The 18,804-nt window shown below is 64.2% G+C and carries 11 protein-coding genes; 6 read left to right on the top strand and 5 right to left on the bottom strand.

Features of this window, described 5'->3' with window-relative positions:
- Positions 1–38 precede the first annotated feature (38 nt).
- On the bottom strand, positions 39–1,577 hold the full coding sequence (locus BHE01S_RS09915; RefSeq protein ID WP_052405812.1) for an ATP-binding protein: 1,539 nt from the start codon (positions 1,575–1,577) through the stop codon (positions 39–41).
- A gap of 414 nt (positions 1,578–1,991) precedes the next feature.
- Between BHE01S_RS09915 and BHE01S_RS09910 the strand changes: the two genes are divergently transcribed.
- From BHE01S_RS09910 to BHE01S_RS35970, 5 genes are all read left to right on the top strand, one after another.
- Entirely contained in the window at positions 1,992–2,672 is a 681-nt protein-coding gene (locus BHE01S_RS09910) for a response regulator transcription factor (protein ID WP_042263221.1), read from the top strand.
- Positions 2,673–2,714: 42 nt separating this feature from the next.
- On the top strand, positions 2,715–7,718 hold the full coding sequence (locus BHE01S_RS09905) for an AAA family ATPase (RefSeq protein ID WP_084068719.1): 5,004 nt from the start codon (positions 2,715–2,717) through the stop codon (positions 7,716–7,718).
- 19 nt (positions 7,719–7,737) lie between these two features.
- Positions 7,738–9,984, top strand: a complete 2,247-nt coding sequence (locus BHE01S_RS09900; RefSeq protein ID WP_052405809.1) for a hybrid sensor histidine kinase/response regulator — start codon at positions 7,738–7,740, stop codon at positions 9,982–9,984.
- Positions 9,981–11,126: a hybrid sensor histidine kinase/response regulator gene (locus tag BHE01S_RS09895; RefSeq protein WP_042263219.1), complete on the top strand. Its 1,146-nt coding sequence runs from the start codon at positions 9,981–9,983 to the stop codon at positions 11,124–11,126. Before BHE01S_RS09900 ends, BHE01S_RS09895 begins: the two co-directional genes overlap by 4 nt.
- A 422-nt stretch (positions 11,127–11,548) precedes the next feature.
- A complete protein-coding gene (locus BHE01S_RS35970) occupies positions 11,549–12,058 on the top strand; it encodes a helix-turn-helix domain-containing protein (RefSeq protein WP_157025259.1) in 510 nt (169 codons plus the stop codon).
- Here the strand turns inward: BHE01S_RS35970 and BHE01S_RS09885 are convergent.
- Positions 12,044–13,489, bottom strand: a complete 1,446-nt coding sequence (locus tag BHE01S_RS09885) for an ATP-binding protein (protein WP_052405805.1) — start codon at positions 13,487–13,489, stop codon at positions 12,044–12,046. The genes BHE01S_RS35970 and BHE01S_RS09885 overlap by 15 nt on opposite strands.
- Before the next feature lie 242 nt (positions 13,490–13,731).
- On the opposite strand from BHE01S_RS09885, the gene BHE01S_RS09880 reads away from it, so the two are divergent.
- Positions 13,732–14,622, top strand: a complete 891-nt coding sequence (locus BHE01S_RS09880; RefSeq protein WP_052405803.1) for a helix-turn-helix transcriptional regulator — start codon at positions 13,732–13,734, stop codon at positions 14,620–14,622.
- On the opposite strand, the gene BHE01S_RS09875 is transcribed toward BHE01S_RS09880, so the two are convergent.
- The 3 genes from BHE01S_RS09875 to BHE01S_RS38990 all read right to left on the bottom strand — a co-directional run bounded on the left by BHE01S_RS09875 (position 14,550) and on the right by BHE01S_RS38990 (position 18,620).
- Positions 14,550–17,483 carry a winged helix-turn-helix domain-containing protein gene (locus BHE01S_RS09875; protein WP_063769080.1) on the bottom strand — a complete coding sequence of 978 codons (2,934 nt, stop codon included), beginning with the start codon at positions 17,481–17,483 and terminating at the stop codon, positions 14,550–14,552. The genes BHE01S_RS09880 and BHE01S_RS09875 overlap by 73 nt on opposite strands.
- Positions 17,484–17,827: 344 nt before the next feature.
- The gene (locus tag BHE01S_RS38995) at positions 17,828–18,043 is read right to left on the bottom strand and encodes a LysR substrate-binding domain-containing protein (protein WP_245639688.1); all 216 of its coding nucleotides are present in this window, start codon (positions 18,041–18,043) and stop codon (positions 17,828–17,830) included.
- Between the two features lie 115 nt (positions 18,044–18,158).
- Positions 18,159–18,620, bottom strand: a complete 462-nt coding sequence (locus tag BHE01S_RS38990; RefSeq protein ID WP_052405801.1) for a DUF3331 domain-containing protein — start codon at positions 18,618–18,620, stop codon at positions 18,159–18,161.
- Positions 18,621–18,804 lie beyond the last annotated feature (184 nt).

The following is an 18,804-nucleotide window of genomic DNA, read 5'->3' as shown; positions in this document are numbered from 1 at the left end:
GTTTTTTTAAGCCTTTCACACGATGAATGCGGAGGGAATTATCTCCACCGTCCCGCCTCGATTATTTGGGGCGCCCGGGACGGATTCGATGCCCCGGATTCGCTTGAAATCGCGGGAAGGTGCCCGCTGGAAAAGAGCGCATGCCGCTCGAAAATCGTGCAGATTTCGCCTGCGGCAAGCAGTTTTTCAAGTCCGTAGGCGCGAGCCGGCGCTAATAGACGGTATTTCACATCCGCACCTTCGAATTGAATCTCGACCAGTGATTTGTCGACCAGTTCGCCGATACAGTCCATCACGGCTTCGCTGGATAGCGTGGCATCGCGGGCGATCTGAGACGCGGCCTGCATCGTGAAGGCGCGGTTGAAGACACTCAGGCGCCTGAACACCGTTTGCTCGTCGGCCTCGAGCATGTCGAAGCACCAGTCGAATGCGGCGCGCAGAGACTGATGTCGGGGCTGGGCGGTGCGATAACCGCCGGCAAGATAGTGCAGGGGTTCGTCCAGCCCTTCGCGGATACCTTCCAGTCCAAGTACGGAAGCGCGTCCGGCCGCCAGTTCGAGCGCGAGCGGTATGCCTTCGAGGCGGCGGCAAATTTCCTCGACCATCCGGAGCCGGTCATCGCTCATCTCGGCGTTCACGCCATTCGAGTGCAGCCGCCGCAGGAAGAGACCGATCGCGGGGGAGCGGAGCACGGCATCGCGGCTGACGCCTGCGTCCGGTAGCGCGAGCGGGCCGACACGATAGATCGTTTCGAGGGACACGCGCAGGCGGAACCGGCTGGTGGCGAGAATCGTAACCCGGGGATTGGCACGGCTCGTCAGGTCGACGATTTCGGCCACGTGCTCCACGACGTGTTCGGCATTGTCGATGACGAGCAGGCCGGGCCAGCCGGCCAGCGCATTCGCCACGATGCGCGGATCGGGCTCGTTCCCGTTGAATGGCGCGTCGCAGACGTCCGCGAACGCCTGGGCAACCGCCGCGCGCGTGACGTGCGCGGCCAGTTCGACGAAGCGCACGTCGATCGCCTGCTCTGTGGCGAGCCGGTGCGCGATTTCACGGGCGATTCTCGTCTTGCCGATGCCGCCCGCGCCGACGAGCGTCACGATGCGCGCCGAGGACATCATCGAGCGAATTTCGGCGATTGCGGCGTCCCGCCCGAGCAATGCTTCGCCCGCACGCAGTACATTGGGCTCACGCGCCGGTCCGGCTTCATGACGAGCCGACGGCATGATTCGCACGTCCGGGGCCGCCGCCAGTTGGTAGCCGCGCCCCGGCACCGTCAGGATCAGCTTGCGGTCCGCGCCCAGCGCCTTGCGGATCGCCGAAAGCTGCACATGGATATTGTTCTCTTCGACGATCGTATCGGGCCAGACCGCCTCCATGAGTTCGTCCTTGGAGACAATGCGTCCTGCCGCCAGAGCGATGGTGGTGAGCACATCGAACGCACGGGATCCAAGTTCCACCGCCTTGCCGCCGCGGCGTAGCGCCCGCAACCCGAGATCCAGCTCGCATTCGCCGACCTGAATGACCGGCGCGTGCGCAGCGAACGATGGAGAGAGTGCTGTCGCGTGATTCATGTCTTTTTTGCTCGGTATGGCTCTGGCAAGGGACTGGGCGCGCGGCAACCCGCCTGGCTTATGGCACGCCGATATCGTGAGCGGCTTGATTGCGCGCGGGCCGTATCGAAGTGGATGATAGGCGACACGTCTTTTCCTCACTGTTATCCATAAATTAACTTTTGTTAATCTACCGTTTCCGCAATAGCGGCGCAAAGCCCCGTACTCATTGGGGGAGCGGCGCCGCAGAGCGCCGGCGCCAGGTGCTGGACGGCACATTAACCAAATTTAATGACACGCCGGAAATCGAAATATCGGCGCTGGACCGATAATTGGAGGCGAGGTGGCAGAAGCAAGGAAGATCGGGCTTTGCACGAGCAGCGGCGCGGCGCCGCTGCCGTGTATGGTGGCCGCCCGGAACCGCGAGTGGCTGGAATGAAGATCTTGTTAGTGGAAGACAATCAGCAGGTAGCCGGTTTTCTGAGGAAGGGGCTCGAGGAGGCGGGGCACGTGGTCGACTTCGCCGACAACGGGCGGGACGGCACGTTTCTCGCCATGGGGGGTACGTACGACGCGGTCATTCTGGATCGCATGCTGCCGGGCGGCGTGGATGGGCTCGGCATCGTCGCGGCACTGCGGGCGACGGGCAGCAAGGTGCCGGTGCTGATCCTGAGCGCGCTCGATGCCGTGGACGAGCGCATTCGCGGGCTGAAGGCGGGTGGCGACGATTACGTGGTCAAGCCCTTCGCGTTCGCAGAGGTGCTGGCGAGGCTCGAGGTGCTCATACGCCGCTCGCAGAACGACGCGCTCGAAACGACGCTCAAGGTGGGCGACCTTTGCGTCGATCTGCTTTCGCGAAGAGTTACGCGGGCGGGCAAGGCGATCAGTCTGAAGCCGCGCGAATTCAAGCTGCTCGAATACATGATGCGGCATGCCAATCAGGTCGTGACGCGCACCATGCTGCTGGAGAATATCTGGGAATATCACTTCGATCCGCAGACCAACGTGATTGATGTGCACGTCAGCAAGCTTCGGCAAAAGATCGATGCGGGATTCGAGAGTTCGCTTCTGCACACCGTGCGAAATTCCGGGTACATGCTTTCGGCCGACACATGAAATCGAGCCCCCTATGAAGCCGCGAACTCATGCGGCAGCGTCATGAATCGAGAAGACCAGGTCGTTCAAACGTTGTGTGACGACGGTGCGCTCGTCCTGTCACGCGTCAAAACGCGGGGCGCGGCGCGAACGCGGCTCGCCGCGCGGCCGTCGGCAAGCCAGCCTTCTGCGGAAGTCCTGTCGTTGCTGGAGAACGCCTATGGGCTGCGCACGCGGCTCGACAGTCCGCGCTTCACCCAGCCGCACGCGCTGTTACGGGAGAGCCGGCGCACCACACTCTTTCTCGAGGATCCGGGCGGCAGCGTTCTCGCTTCCATGCAGCCGCACCTCATGTCGCACGGCCAGTTGCTTGCGATAGCGTCGAACGCGGCGGCCGCGCTCGATGCATTGCATGCGCGCGGGCTCATCCATCACGACATCCGGCCCACCCACCTGCTGGTCAACGCAAAAACCGGCGGGGTTGCGCTCACCGGGTTCGGGTTGTCTTCCGATGCCGACGCCGCAGGCAGGGATGTCCCGCAGCCGCTCCTGTTCGCGGACGCGCTTCCATACGTCGCGCCGGAGCGCACCGGACTCGTCAACCGGCGGCCCGATACGCGTTCCGACCTCTACTCGCTAGGGGTCGTTATCTACTGGATGTTCACTGGCCGATTCCCCTTTCTGGCCCAGTCGGGCGCCGAGTGGCTGCACTGCCATACGGCGAGAAAGCCTGTCTCGCTCAAGGAATACGCGCCGGAGGTGCCCGATGCCGTTGCCGCCATCGTCGAGCGACTGCTCGCGAAAGCCGCTGAAGACCGATACCAGACCGCGAGAGGCCTGGAGCACGACTTGCGGCTTTGCGCCCTGCAATGCCGGCGCGGAGCGCACATCGAGCCGTTCGCATTGGGCGCTGCCGACTCGGACGACCGCTTGTTTATTCCCGGGCGCCTGTATGGGCGGGAAGCGGACGTGGGGGCGCTGGTTGCGGCCTTCGACCGTGTCGCCCGGGACGGCTCGCCGGAATGCGTTCTGGTGTCCGGCTACTCGGGAATCGGCAAGTCGTCGCTGGTCGAGGCGTTCCATCAGGTGATGTCGGGTTCGGGCAGCCAGTTCGCTGCAGGAAAATTCGACCAGTACAAGCGGGATATTCCGTACGCAACGATGGCTCAGTGCCTGGCTGCGCTCGTGCAGCAGATTTTCGACGAGGAAGAAGCGGAGATCGGCACATGGCGGCGGCGCATACAGGACGCGCTGGGTTCTCACGGCCAGCTGATAGTCGATCTGATTCCCGCACTCGAACAGTTGGTCGGCCCGCAGCCGCAGGTTACCGAACTCCCGCCGCAGGATGCCCAGACACGGTTCGTCGCGGCGCTCACGCGATTCATAGGCGCCTTCGCCTTTCCCGGGCGCCCACTGGTGCTTTTTCTGGACGATCTCCAGTGGCTGGACGCCGGCACGATCTCGGTACTCGAGGCATTGGGTAAAGGCCAGGACATCGGCGATCTGCTGCTCATCGGCGCGTTTCGCGACAACGAAGTCGGGCCCACGCACCCGCTGACGCGGGTAGTCGATGCGATGCGCGCGGGGCGGGTTCGCGTTCATGACCTGTTGCTGGCTCCGCTCGGCGTGAAAGACGTGGGCCGCCTCGTGCGCGATGCGATGCACGGCGATCAGCCAGCCACGGTGCAACTTGCGCAGGTCATGTTCGACAAGACTGGCGGGAATCCTTTTTTCGCCGTGCAGTTCCTGCAGGCGCTGGCGGACGAAGGCTTTCTCACGTTTGACAAGGTGCGTCGCGAATGGGTGTGCAACGCGGATTGGATTGCGCGTAGAAGTTTTCCCGACAGCGTCGTGGATCTGATGGTCGACAAGCTTGGCCGCCTGTCGGATGCGACTCGCGGCTTGCTGGTGGATTTCGCGTGCCTTGGCGCCCGTGTTTCGTCTGCGGTTCTCGCGCGCGTGAGCGGTCAGTCGGGCGAAGCGATCGATGCAGCCCTCGCGGAAGCTGTCGCCCAGGGCGTCGTGTATCGGCAGGCCGATGGCTACGCGTTCGTTCACGACCGGATTCAGGAGGCCGCGTACGCATTGATGGCCGAGGCGGATCGCGCATCTGCGCATCTGCGCATCGGGACCATGCTGGACAACGAGGACGACGATCAGGATGTCGAGCTCAATATCTTCGAGATCGTCAACCAGTACAACCGCGCGATTCATGTCGTCGAGGACTTCGGAGTGCGCGCGCGCGTGGCCGGTCTGAACTTGCGCGCCGGCCGGCGCGCGAGGGGCTCTGCGGCCTATGGCTCTGCGCTCGCGTATCTGACGCTCGGAAGCGATATTCTCGGCAGTGACGCGTGGCGGACGCACTACCACGAAAAATTCTCGTTCGAACTGCTGCGCGCCGAATGCGAATTCCTCACGGGCAACGCCGCGCTGGCCGAAGAACGTCTGTGCGAGCTCGCAGCCGCCGCCAGCAACGTGCCGCACAAGGCCGCCGTCGCGTTTCTTCGTGTGACGCTCCACACGGCACTCGATCGGATGCAGGCCGCTGTCGAAATCTGTCTCGGCTATCTGCGCGAGGTCGGCATCGACTGGGTTGCGCATCCCGACCGCGCGGCCGCCGTTGCCGAGTACGCGGCGCTGCGCGAGCGGATCGGACAGCGAACGATCGCCTCCCTCATCGACCTTCCGCTGCTCCAGGACGACACGCTGGAGGCCACGCTCAATGTGCTGACCGCCGTGCTGCCGCCGGCCTTCTTCACGGACGAGAACCTGGTGTGTCTGGTGTTGTCGCGCATGGCGAACCTGAGCATCCGGCATGGCAATACCGATGCGTCTTCGCTGGGTTTCGCCTACCTGGGCATGGTGGCCGGCCCGATTTTCGGCGACTACCGCGCGGGTTTCGAGTTCGGCAGGCTCGGACTGGCACTCGTGGACGAGCGGGGGCTGGGGCGGTTCAGGGCGCGCGTGTACATGTGTTTCGCCTATCACGTGATGCCATGGACACAGCCCATGCGCGCGGGGCTACCGCTATTGCGGCGGGCGTTCGAAGCGGCAACGCAGAGCGGCGACCTCACCTACATTGGCTTCAGCAGTTGCTGTCTGGTCACGAGCCTGCTTGCGGCGGGCCATCCGCTTGCAGACGTCGAGGACGAAGGCGTCGAGCGTTTGCGTATCGTCCGCGCCGCGGGGTTCGGGCTGATCGTCGACATCATGACCGCGCAGTTGTCGCTGATCCGCGGACTGCGGGGGCTGGCGCCCTGGCTCGGGTCTGCCCATGCGGACCATGCGGATGAGGCTTCTCTGGAGCGGCATCTGGAAGGCAATCCCGCACTCGCCATCGCGGCATGCTGGTACTGGATACGGCAGTTGCAGGCGCGTTTTTTCGCCGGCGACATTGGCGGCGCGCTAGAGGCGGAAAAGCGCGCAGCGCCGTTGTTGTGGACCACTTCGGGCCACTTCGAACTCGCGGAATATCACTTCTTCGGTGCGTTGGCGCGCCTGCAGTGGCATGACAGCCTTGCACCCGCAGAACAGGCCGCCGACCAGGCTGACAACCAGGCCGCGCTGGCGGACCACGTGGAGAAGCTGCGCGGCTGGGCCCGGCACTCGCCCGCGAACTTCGCCTCGCGCGCCGCGCTGGTCGAGGCCGAACTCGCGCGCGTGCAAAAACGCGAGTTTGAAGCCATGCGCCACTACGAGCACGCAATCGGCCAGGCACGCGAGCAGCGTCTGTTGCATGTCGAGGGCCTTGCCAATGAGACCGCCGGCCGGTTCTATGCGGACAACGGGTTCGCGGCTATCAGCGTCGTGTACCTGCGCAACGCGCGGCTCGCGTACCTGAACTGGGGGGCGATGGCGAAAGTCAGGGCGCTCGACGCGCGCCACCCGGGCCTCGTGCCGGAGGACACCTCGAGCGGGTCGGGCGGCCCGGTGGCGAATCAACTGGCGATGGAGACGGTCGTCGAGGCGTCGCAGGCGATCTCCAGCGAGCGCGTGCTGGAGCGGCTCATGCACACGCTGATGACCATCGTGCTCGAGCACGCCGGCGCCCGGCGCGCGCTATTGATCCTGCCGCACGCGGAGCAGCTCTGGATCGAGGCGGACGCCAGCGCGCTGCGCGAGGGCAACACGGTCAACGTAGGCCGGCGCGCGGCTTCGTCCGATGCCGTGCCGCTCGCGATGCTCCACCACAGTCTTCGCACGCACGAGCCGGTGCTGGTAGACGATGCCTCGATGGAGAATCCCTTCGGCGCCGACGAATACTTCAGCAGCCGCACCGCACGCTCCGTGCTGTCCCTGCCGCTCGTCAAGCAGGACCGGGTGGTCGGCGCCCTGTATCTCGAGAACGAACTTGCACCGGGCGTTTTCACGCTCTCCCGGCTGGCGGTGCTCAGGCTGCTCGCATCGCAGGCCGCGATATCGATCGAGAACGCAAGCCTGGAAGAGGTCGAGGCGCTTCTCGAGGAAAAAGACGCCTTGTTGCACGAGGTGCACCACCGGGTCAAAAACAACCTGCAGTTGATCAGCAGCCTTCTCAACCTCCAGGCGGCACGCGCCGAAGACAGGCCGACGGCGGAACGCTTCCTGGACAGCAGAAACCGGGTGCGCTCGATGGCGATGGTTCACGAGAATCTGTATCGGGCGGGGAATTTCGCGCGCATCGACATGGCGTCTCACATCCGCAATCTATGCGCGCATCTTTCCCGCGTTTATGAATTGAGCCAGCTGAACGTGTCCCTCGACGTGAGGGTGGACGACGTGCAACTCGACATGAACCGGGCGGTGGCGTGCGGCATGATCGTGAACGAACTCGTCTCGAATGCGCTCAAACATGCCTTTCCGCAGGGGCGGCGTGGAAATCTGCGCGTCCAGCTGATGTCGGACGGCGAGCGTCGGTGCAGCCTGAGCGTATCCGACGACGGCATTGGATTGCCCGCCGATTTTTCCGTCGAGGAGGCGGATTCTCTCGGCTTGCAACTCGTTTCCGACCTGGCCCGCCAGCTGCATGCCTCGGTCCGGCGGGACAACGGCGCGGGGACGCGCTTTGTCATTCACTTCACACTTTAAGGACTCAACGGGCTTCATCATGGCATCCGCGCGCATACTCATCGTGGAAGACGATCGTGTGGTGGCACGCGATATCGCTCAGCAGTTGGTGCGCTGCGGGCATGCAATCGCGGGCAGTGTCGCGAGCGGCGAGGAGGCGATCGCGGTGGCGGCGCAGGCGCCGCTGGACCTCGTGCTCATGGACGTGCGTCTGGAAGGCAACCTGGACGGCATCGATACGGCGAGGCGGCTACGCGAGGCGCATGGTCTGCCCGTGGTATTTCTCACCGCCTACGCGGACGAGGAGACAGTCCGCCGCGCGACCGTCACCGAACCGTTCGGCTACGTGCTGAAGCCCTTCGAAGACCAGCAACTGCGCACTGTCGTGGAGATGGCGCTGTACAAGCATGGTGCGGAGCGCCGGCTGCGCGACAGCGAGCATCGCTATGCGGTCACGCTTGCCAGTATTGGCGACGGCGTGATTGCGACCGACTGCGAATCGCGCATCACGCTGATCAATCCCGTGGCCGAGGCGTTGACCGGATGGTCGCGCGAGGAGGCCGCTGGTCGGCCGCTCGCAGAGGTGCTCGTGCTGATCGACGAGGACACGAACGTGCCGCTGGGCGACAGGGGCACCGCGGTTCTGGGCAGGCAGGCCCCGGTCGACTTGCCGCTCAGGACCAGGCTGGTCGGCAGGCATGGACGCGAAGCTCCGGTCGAAGCCCGAGGCACGCCGATAGTCGATGATGTGGGGCAGGTCGTCGGCGCGGTGCTCGCCATCCGCGACGTGACGCAAACACGGCGCGCGGCGCAAGCGGAGATACTGCGCGCAACCAACGCGCGACTGGACGCTGCCATGCAGGGGTCCAACGTCGGCGTATGGGATCTCGAACTCGATGGCGAAGACGAGCGCCATTGGGTGCTGCGCTGCTGGAACGCGCACGAGTGGCTTGGCTATGGCGAGCATGCCGGCGCTCCCAGCTTCGAGCGGTTCATGGAACTCGTCCATCCCGACGACCTCAACCGCTTTGGCGAGGCGTTCAGGAACCAGGCCGAAAGCGGCGGAGCGTTGGCGATCGAGCACCGCCTGTTGCACCGCGACGGCTCATACCGATGGGTTCTCACGCGCGGCGCGCCGCGCAGGCATGCCGATGGGGCGGCTGTCTGCCTGAGCGGCACGTTGATCGACATTACCGCTCTCAAGCGCGCTGAACAGGCGCTGCGCGTGGCGCGAGACGAGGCGGAGGCCGCAAATAAAGCCAAAGATGAATTCCTCGCCAATATCAGCCACGAGCTGCGCACTCCGCTGAACGGCATCCTCGGCTATGCACAGGTCCTGCGCCACGACGACACGCTCGTACCCCGCCACAGGTCGCACGTCGCAGTCATCGAGCAAAGCGGAACACATCTGTTGACGCTGATAAACGACTTGCTGGAGTTTGCGCGTATCGGCGCGGGCCAGACCGAACTGCAACTGGCCGATGTGCTGCTCGCGCCGTTTCTGGAAATGCTTGCGGACATGGTCGCTGTGCGGGCGAGGGAGAAAGGCCTGACGCAGACCCGCGTGATCGCGCGTTGCCTGCCGGCCGTGATTCGGGTCGACGAAAAGCGCCTGCGCCAGGTGTTGCTCAACCTGCTTTCGAATGCCGTGAAATTCACGGACGAAGGCGAGGTCACATTCGCGGTAAGACAGATCAGCCCCGGCCTCCTGCGGTTCGAGGTATCGGACACCGGCGTGGGCATTACGCGCGACCAGCTGGAGCGCGTGTTCAGGCCGTTCGAGCAGGCGGGCGATACCGAGCGGCGCAGCGCGGGCGTGGGTCTTGGCCTGTCCATCAGTCAACAGCTTGTATGGCTCATGGGCAGCGAGATTCATGTGGAGAGCGAACTTGGCCGAGGGAGCCGCTTCTGGTTCGATCTCGCGGTGCAGGTACCGGGCGATTCGGTATGTGCAGCGTGCGGCGCGGATGGCACGGGGAGTCAGGACATCGACACTGCGGCGCACGAGCCGGCGGCTGGCACTTCCATGCCTTTGCCGTCCGTTCCAGTGGGCCTCGGCACGGGCGCGCCGCTGGCCGTTCCCTTGCACGAGGACATGGAAATTTTGCATCGTCTGGCGTTGCGGGGGCAGATGCGCGATGTCATGCGTCACGCCAATGCGCTACTGGAAAGCGACGGGCGTTACCAGGCATTCGTGCTACGGGTACGTCGGCTCGCCGAAAATTTCGAATCGAGAGAACTGCTCGCGTTCATCGAGCGGCATTGGAATGGAAGAGAACCGGCATGACAGAGAAACTCGACAGCATTGCGCCGCTTGTTCTGGTTGTCGACGATACGGCGTCGAATCTGGGCCTGGTGGTCGACTTTCTCGAAGGCAATGATCTGCGTGTGTCGATTGCCCGCGACGGCGAAGAAGCGCTCAGTCGCGCGGATCTCGTGCGGCCTGACCTGATACTGCTCGACGTGATGATGCCTGGGCTGGACGGTTTCGAGGTGTGCCGCAGGCTCAAGGAGAATCCGCGCACCCGCGCGGTCCCCGTCATTTTCATGACCTCGCTTTCGCAGACGGAAGACAAAACGGCCGGCTTCCACGTCGGGGCGGTCGACTACGTGACCAAGCCGCTGCAAATGGAGGAGCTGCTCGCGCGGGTCAAGACGCATCTTAAGCTGGGACGCCTGCAGAAAGCCTTGATAGAGCAGAACGCACGGCTTCAGGAAGAGGTGCGCTGCCGCGAGGCCGCGCAGGAGGCATTGATCGAAATGATCAACAGCGTGCGCAATACATCGAATGCCATCGCTCACGATCTACGCACCCCGCTGACCGAACTCCGCTTCAGGATGGAGTCGATGATCCTCGACCTCAAGAAGAAGGTCGACGGCGATACGCTCGAACGGCTGGAAGGCGCGTTGGGCGACATCGACCGCGTCATCGGTATTTTCAACGCGCTGCTGCGGCTCGCGGAAATCGATGCGGGCGTACGCAAGTCGGGATTCGTGCAAAGCGATGTCGCTCACATCGTCGGCGAGGCGGTGGAATTCTATCAGCCGCTGGCGGAGCTGCGCGGCCTCGTGCTCACCCCGAGTGGCCCGGACAGCTTGCCCGCGCTGGTCGATCCTCTGTTGCTCGCCCAGGCTATCGGCAATCTCATCGACAATGCGCTGAAGTTTGCGGGCACGCACGTGGATGTTCGCCTGAGCCGTGCCGGCGGCTCGATTGAAGTTGCGGTGGCTGACGATGGTCCCGGTATTCCGGATGGCGAGAAAGTCAGGGTAACCGAACGGTTCTATCGCGGCGACGCGAGCCGCGGGACGCCCGGAGTCGGTCTCGGACTCGCGCTCGTCAAAGGGGTGGCGGCCTTGCACGGCGGCACGCTGCGGCTCGAGGACAACACGCCGGGTCTGATCGTAAAGCTGGCCCTGGCATGCTGATCCCGGCGGTCGGCACGACGTCGCGGCAAGCCGAAAAACGTACCGCAATTCAGCGCTCCATTCAGGACTTTTAACGAAGTTTGTGGCAACCTGTTTGCTCCAGAATGGAGCGCGCGTACGCCGTTGATGCCGCATCGTCGCTGCTTTTGCGCGCCATTCACGCTTGCGCCTGATGACGTCGCTGCCTATAGTGCGAAATCGCAATCAACAGGAATCCGCCTGGAAAAATCGTGCCGTCATCCCGTATTCGTCGATCGCCAGAGAACTTAAAGGACAACGCGAATCTATCGCATGAGGCGCGGCTCATTCTGGCGTTGCTCGAGCGCGTTGGCGGCGAGCGCGGCGAATGGCTGCCCGAAGACGCCTTGCTACGTGACTTCGATACGCTGATCGATCACCTCTTGCAAGGCAGTCCGCAACGCGTGAGCCTCGGCGCGCTGATGCGCGACGCGCTCGCGGCGACGCATGCGGGCACACGAGGAGTCCTGCACGGCCTGTTGATGGCGAGCGCCGCATGCATTGACGGTGCAGATCGTCTCGCATTGCTGCTCGATCGTCGCGGCCCTGGGCTCAGCACAGCGCAGCGGCTGAGTACGCTTGGCTGGATCGCCGGTTCGCCCGCGCAAGGCCTTACGCCTTCCGGGCTCGCCCAGGCGCTGGGCATTTCGCGTCAGAACCTCGCGCGGGCGATAAACGGCGAAACGGGCGAGACGCCCAAACGATGGCTGCTTCGCATTCGAATCAAACGCGCGAGGAACATGCTGACCGATCCCGACCTGACATTGAGCGATATTGCCCGGATCTGTGGTTTCAGCAGCCATGCGCATTTTTCGCGCGCCTTCCGGGATATCACGGGCATGACTCCACAATGCTGGCGCAAGTGGCGCGGTGTGCCGGTTACGGCGCGTCGGCGCGGCTCATCCAGATCGTGAATCCGCCGGGCCATGTGCGAGCGCAGCGAGATAGCGGGCGTGGCGTTGCGCGAGAGGGGTGGCATCGTCGTCGCATCGCAAGCGTTCGAGCGCGTAGGTGCGCAGCGTTTGGCCCAGGCGATAGGTCACGAGCGGGCTCTCGCACTCAACCGTGATCATCGATTTCGCGGCGAGTTCGCATATGCCTTCCATCGCGCATGTGTCTTTCAGCGTCTTGTCGCAGGCAACCGCGCGCACGGCGTCGAGCGTGAACGCATGGTTGAATACAGCCAGGCGGCGAAACAGCCTGCGCGTCGGCGCGCTGAGCAGGCGGTAACTCCAGTCGAGGTTCGCCCGCAGTGTCCGATGGCGCGGCAACGCCGTGCGATAGCCCGAGGTGAGCAGGTCCATGCGTTCGTCGAGCCGCCGGTTCAACTCCACCACGCCGAAGAGCGGTGCGCGCGCCGCGGCCAGTTCGATTTCGAGCGGATTGCCGTCCAGCCGTCGGCAGATTTCGGCGACATGGTGGATCAGGTTGTTCTCGATGCGGATCGCCTTGTCGGCGGACGGCGCCCGCGCGAGAAAGAGCTGGACGGCGGCCGTGTCGAGCGCCTCGGCAAAAGACGCCGCGGACGACGGCACCGCGAGCGGGGCGAGCCGCATCACACGCTCGTGTGTGCCGTAAAGCCGCTCCCGGCTCGTCACGAGCACACGCAGCCTCGGGTTGTCGGAGACGATGCGCGCGACGAGGGAGCCGACCTCGTCGATCAGGTGGTCCGCCGTGTCGAGCACGACCAGGCTGCGCCGTTGGGCTAGCGCGCGGCGTATGCGTTCGAGTGGCGCTGTGCCGTCGTCAGTTCCCGCACCGCATCGGTCTGCGATCGCAGCGAGCCGTTCCTGCTGGCTCTGCAACATCGAAAGTTCGACGAAGCAGGTATCGAATGCCGCCACGGTGCCAAGCCGATGGGCGATAGCCAGCGCCAACGCCGTTTTGCCGATACCCGCCGGTCCCGTGATCGTGAGCGTCTGTGCAGCATCGAGAGTGGCGAGCGCAGCGTCGATCTCGGCATGTCGGCCGATCAGCGGCGTCTCGCACGAAGGGCAAAGGGCCGTGGCGTTCCGCGCCTGGGCAGCGGGGGGCGAAGGCGGGCGGGGGCGCACGGCCTCTGGATGGGCGAACCGATAGCCACGGCCGTCGACGGTGACGATACACGCGCGCGCGTCGCCCAACGCCTTGCGCAATGACGATAACTGAACGTGTATGTTGTTTTCCTCGACGACCCTGGCGGGCCACACGCCGCGCTTCAATGCTTCCTTGGTGACGATCTCACCACCGGCTCGAACCAGCGTGGCGAGAACGTCGAACGCGCGCGCCCCGAGCGGCTGCGGCGCGCCGTTTCTGCGCAACTCGCGCATGTCGAGATCGATTTCGTATTCTGCAATTCTGATCATGCCAATGGAGCGCCACACGCAATTTCGTGCGGACCATTCTAGGCAGGCGTACGCGAGACGGTCTTGCATCTTTTTGTCGTGTTTTACACGAACGGATTGCCGTCCCAAAGACTCGGCGCGCGATACGCCGTCCCCCGGTATTAAATTTATTTAATGCGGCTTCCCGCGGAAACAGGCTATCTTGACGAGCCGTAGACGATTTATGTTTGGCCCACGTTCGCCAGACACCGGACGAGAACGCCATGAATGCGGAATACGCTGGCAATGCAGCCGCTTATTTTCATCTTCCTGAAGCGCGCATTCTGCGGAGTACGTCGCTACACAACGCGGACATCACGATCACGCGGCTAACGGCCACGAAGAACACGGTCAACCTCACTGAGCCGATCCCGCCCGCGAACGCATTCGTCTTGTCGCTGCAACTCCAGCCGTTACCCAGACACGAATTGTGGCTCGACGGCGAACACGAACCGGTGGCGCCCTATGGGCGCGGCGCGATCTCCGTCGTTGATCTCGCGGCGCGCCCCACGGCCTTTCTTCCTACCGCATTCGACTGTATCCAGTTCTACTTGCCGCAGGCGACACTCGAGCAGTTGGCGGCGGCCGAAGACCGCGCGCCCATTCGCGAACTGGCCGTGCCTCATGGGGCGCACGACCCGTTCGTCGAATCGATCGGCAAGCTGTTGCTGCCGGCGCTGTCCGAGGCGCGTGCGCCACGGCTCTTCGTGGATGGCCTCGTTGTCGCCCTGCATCATCATCTGGCGGCTCGCTACACGGGCGCTCGCGTGCGCGAACCTCATGGTCCGGGGCGCCTCGCACCCTGGCAGGTGGCCAGGGTGAAAGCGATGATCGATGCTCATCTCGACGAAAACCTGTCCATGCCGCAACTCGCCGCGGCGTGCGAACTCTCACCGTGGTACTTCTGCCGGGCTTTTCGAATGACGATCGGCATCGCGCCTCATCAATGGCTCATGCGTCGTCGTATGGAAAAGGCGCAGGAGATGCTGGAGAAGACGGACAGGCCGATCGCGGAGATCGCGTTGCGGTGCGGCTTTTCGGATCAAAGCCATTTCACGCGCACGTTTTCGCGCATGACCGGCGTGCCGCCAGGGGCATGGCGGCAGCCGCAGTGACTCGCCGCGCTCAGCTTGCCGCGGAGTTGGGCAAGGCGCCGGATATCGGGCGCAGGCGAGTCCATATCGAAGAGGCTGTCGAATTGCGCTAACAGCGCCACGGCGCGAGCGGCGTCGTCTCTTTCGAAATGATGCGTGGCGAGGTCGAGCGCGGCGCGCAATTTCCAGATCACTGCGCCGTGTTCGCTCGCGAGCGTCATGGCGGCATTCAGGAAGTGCCGTGCCTGTGTTTCGCACTGTGTGCGCGCCTCACGCGCTGCGCCATCGAGCGCGTGCGCTTGCCGAAGCGCCACGCAGCCCCTGGCCCGCAGCAGTTCGGGCAGGAAGTAATGCTCGCCGTGGGTCTCGCTGCGCTTGATCGCGTCGTCGAGCCTCGCTGCGGCCTCTGCGAAACGGTGAGCGCCTGCAAGCGCCTCGGCACTCGACACGATAAACGGCGCGATGACACGCCGGAACCCGCGCGCAAGGAGGCGCTGAAGCGCGGGCTCTAGCCTTGCGAGCGCCGATGCTTCGTCGCCCGACTGCAGATCTAGCTGGACGGAGAGGCATTCCGCGAAATCTTCCCAGACGGCGAAGCGATGCGTCGCCACCTGCGATCGCAACAGGGCGAGATAGCGCGCCGCGGCTTGCACGTCGCCACATTGAAGCGCGACCGGCACCGCCACGGTGGCGAGCACGTGGCTTAGCGAAGGCTCCAGCTTGTCCCGGCGTACCGGATTCAGCGACATTTGTACCCGTTGCATCGCCTGCTCAGGCTTGCCCTGAAACCAGGCAATGCGTGCGAGCGTGCCATTGCAGAAAATGAGCGGGTCCACACCCGGCGTGCCGCAGGACGCGTCCGCCGGGTCCCGTTCACTGAGCGCGGCAACGGCGGATTCGAGGCGCTCGCGGGCCTGCTCGTGCTCGCCGAAGCAGTGGAGCGAAACGGCGAGCATGGCTCCGGCCAGCACGACGCCGCGCGACCCGCCATGCTCCGCGGCTTGCTGGAGGCGGGTGGCGTAGCGGATCGAGGCCTGAACGTCGGCGATTGTCAGCGTGGCGTTCCAGAGGCCCCAGAGGGCGCGCGTCACGAACGCATGGTCGCCCGCCGCCTGTGCGAGCTGCAAGACGCGTTGCCACATCGATATGGCGACCTCGACGTCGTCGCCCACGGAGATGAGCGTGGAGGCGTAGGCGGCGCACAGCCGCATTTCGCAGACAACATCGACCGAGCCGTGGGGCAACGTGTCGAGCACTTCCAGCGCATGCCGTGCCCGTTCGCAGCATTCGTGCACGAGCGAGGCTTCGAGCAGCGTGCCGACGAGCGCCCCCGCGAGCGCGACGCCCTGGGCCGGATCGCCGTTCTCGGAGAACGCCCAATCGTAGGCGCTGCGCGCGTCGTCGAGAGAAAGTCGCGTGTTGAGGTCTGTGCCGTGCCGGCTGCCTTCCGCGTGGGCAACGCCGCTTTCTTCGATGCGCTTTTTCATGTAGCGCATGTGCCGCGACGCGATGGCGTGCAGTTCGCCTTCGTCGCGCTGTTTTTCCAGCGCATAGGCGCGCGTGCTCCTGGTCAGCCGATATGTGGTGATCGGACCATCGAATTCCACGTTCAGGAGCGACTTCGTCGCGAGTTCGCCGAGACTCGCGACGACCACTGCGATCGACATGCCGGGCTCGGTGGCGACTGCGCAGACCGCATCGAACGTGAAGGGGCCCGTAAAGCAGCCGATGCGGCGAAAGAGAATGCGCGACGGCGTGTCGAGCAACGCGTAGCTCCACTCGAACGTCGCGCGCAAGGTCTGGTGGCGCGGCAATGCCGAACGCAAGCCGCCCGTGAGCAGGTCGAGCTGGCGGTCGAGCCGCGAAGCCACGCCTTCCACGCCGAGCGTGGCCACCCGCGCCGCGGCGAGTTCGATGGCGAGCGGCAGGCCGTCGAGGCGCCTGCAGATGTCGGCGGCGAGGGCAATGCTCCGCCTGTCGGTGACGCAGTCCGTTGCGAGCGAGCGCGCGCGGCACAGAAACAGCTCGACCGCCGGCGAGGCGAGCAGCGCCTCGGTTGGCAGCCCGGCCTCGGGCACGGCGAGCGGCTCCAGGCGCAGCACGGATTCGGCACGGATGTGCAGAGCTTCCCGGCTCGTCACGAGCACGCGCACCAATGAGCTGCGCACGGCCAGCGCCTCCACGAGCCGCGCGGTCACGTCGATCACATGCTCGGCGTTGTCGAGCACGAGAAGGCACCCGGAATGGGCGAGAGCGTCATACAGCGCGTCGGTCCGGCGCTGCCCGTCTTCCATGGGAAACCTGAACGCTTCGGCGAGGATATCGAGCACTGCCTCGCCCGAGGCGGCTCGGGCAAGCTCCACGAAGCATACCGATCGACCGCTGCGGCAATGCATTGCGTTCGCAGCGTGGAGTGCGAGCGCAGTCTTGCCGATGCCGCCCGCGCCGACGACGGTCGTGACCGGTCCGCGATCGACCTGGTCGAGCAGTTGCTCGATCTCGGCGTCGCGCCCGATCAGCGGCGAGACGAGTGGGGGGAGCGCGGGGAGTTCATGCGCGGGCTCGGCACGGGAGCGCGACCCGGCCGCCTGGAGGGCTCTCGCAACCAGCAGATAGCCCCGGCCAGGCACGGTCTTGATCAGATCGCGATCGGCGCCGAGCAGCTTGCGCAACGCCGCGATATGCACCTGAAGGCGATTCTCTTCCACGATCTGGCCCGGCCAGACCGCATCCATAATGTCGTCTTTCGACAGAATGGCGCCATTGGCACGATAGAGCGCTTCGAGAATATCGAAAGCGCGCGCGCCGATTCGCTGCGGAAGGCCATTCTGCTGAATGTTTCGCTGATCGAAACTGACCTGCAACGATCCTATTTGAATCATGGTCGTCTCCGGCCGACGGGATCGTGAATATCCCGACGGCGCGCATCTGATCGAGCGTTGGCGATAAAACGATGTGAGGCCATCATTCCCAAGCCGGTTGGGCGTTCCGGGCTTGCTGGAACGCGGTCGAGCGCAGCCGGATAACGTTCAATACGGCAATTTTGCGCAATGCGAAGTGTAAACAAAGGAGAGAGGGGCGTCTTGAACAAAAATGCTCGGCGCCTGGACAAAAAGATGTCTTTAAACGCCTGCGAGCGCGGCTAATGTCCATTGGGACGCTATTCGTGCCGCCATGGCGTTCATCGAGTGGCATGTACGAATGTCACGTCGAAATCCGAACCTTGTCAGGTTACGCGAGCCAAATTGCTGGTTACGCATTGGGCGTTGTTCGGATTGACCTCGTAGCCTTCGAACAGGCGGGTCAGGCGTTCGCTTTGCACGTCCGTGGCCACGAGCCAGCCCGGCAGCAACGCGACACCGGCTCCGCTCGGCGCCGCTTCGCGAAGGATGTCCGAGTTGTTGGACTTGAGTCTTCCGGTGACCACAACTTCGGATTGCAAGCCATCCTTGCAGAAGGCCCAGACCTGCCGGTCGGCGCCATAGGAAAAGCGCGAGGTTTGATGCGCTGGGGAGTGAAGCCGTGAGCGGCGTCCAGCCCTGCGCGGGAAATGGCGTTTAGTGCCCTTGCCGGCGGCCCGCGGCCATGTGAAGATCGAGTGCTTCGGAAGCCTCCAGTACGCAAGCGAGAATCGAGTGGTCTGCATTGGCTGGCCACGTGCCCCGCCGATAAGGGCGGTAGACGGCATCGCCACGGTTCACGGTCCTGCCCGTCACGGTGCAGACCGTTTTGCGGCGCGAGTGGGTGCGCTTCCAGATCTGATCTGCGTAATGGCCGCAGGTGGCGTCATGCCAGCAGAGCGAGACGACCGTGCTGGAAAGACGCTCGAGTACGCGGATGCGGCCTGAAAATGGCGTATGGGATGCCGATCGCGACGTCCTCTGCGGCGAACATGCGCGATTTGCCTTGCGCTTCACGCCTTCCTGTTCCGCCGCCTCGACGTCCGCGCTCGAGCGCGAAGCGCGTTCGAGCGAGAGGATGGTCTGTTTCCATGGTTCGTCGTTTGCATAGGGTTCCATTGGGCAGCTCCATTTCGTATGCATGCGATCGGGCCCTGGCCCGCTCGCGTGGACACGTCACCGTTGCAGGGCGTCGCGCGGAAGGACATCGCATCCAGGCTGCGCGGGAGACTCCATTGTGAGTCGTGGCAGCTAAAAGGTCCTGAGCCGGGGGATGAAAACTCCTGAAATCCCGAAGGTATGG

It is taken from the genome of Paraburkholderia heleia NBRC 101817 (assembly GCF_000739775.1).
Classification (GTDB): Bacteria; Pseudomonadota; Gammaproteobacteria; order Burkholderiales; family Burkholderiaceae; genus Paraburkholderia; species Paraburkholderia heleia.
The sequence above is the reverse complement of the archived record's forward strand: the minus strand, read 5'-3'. Positions and strand labels throughout refer to the sequence as shown.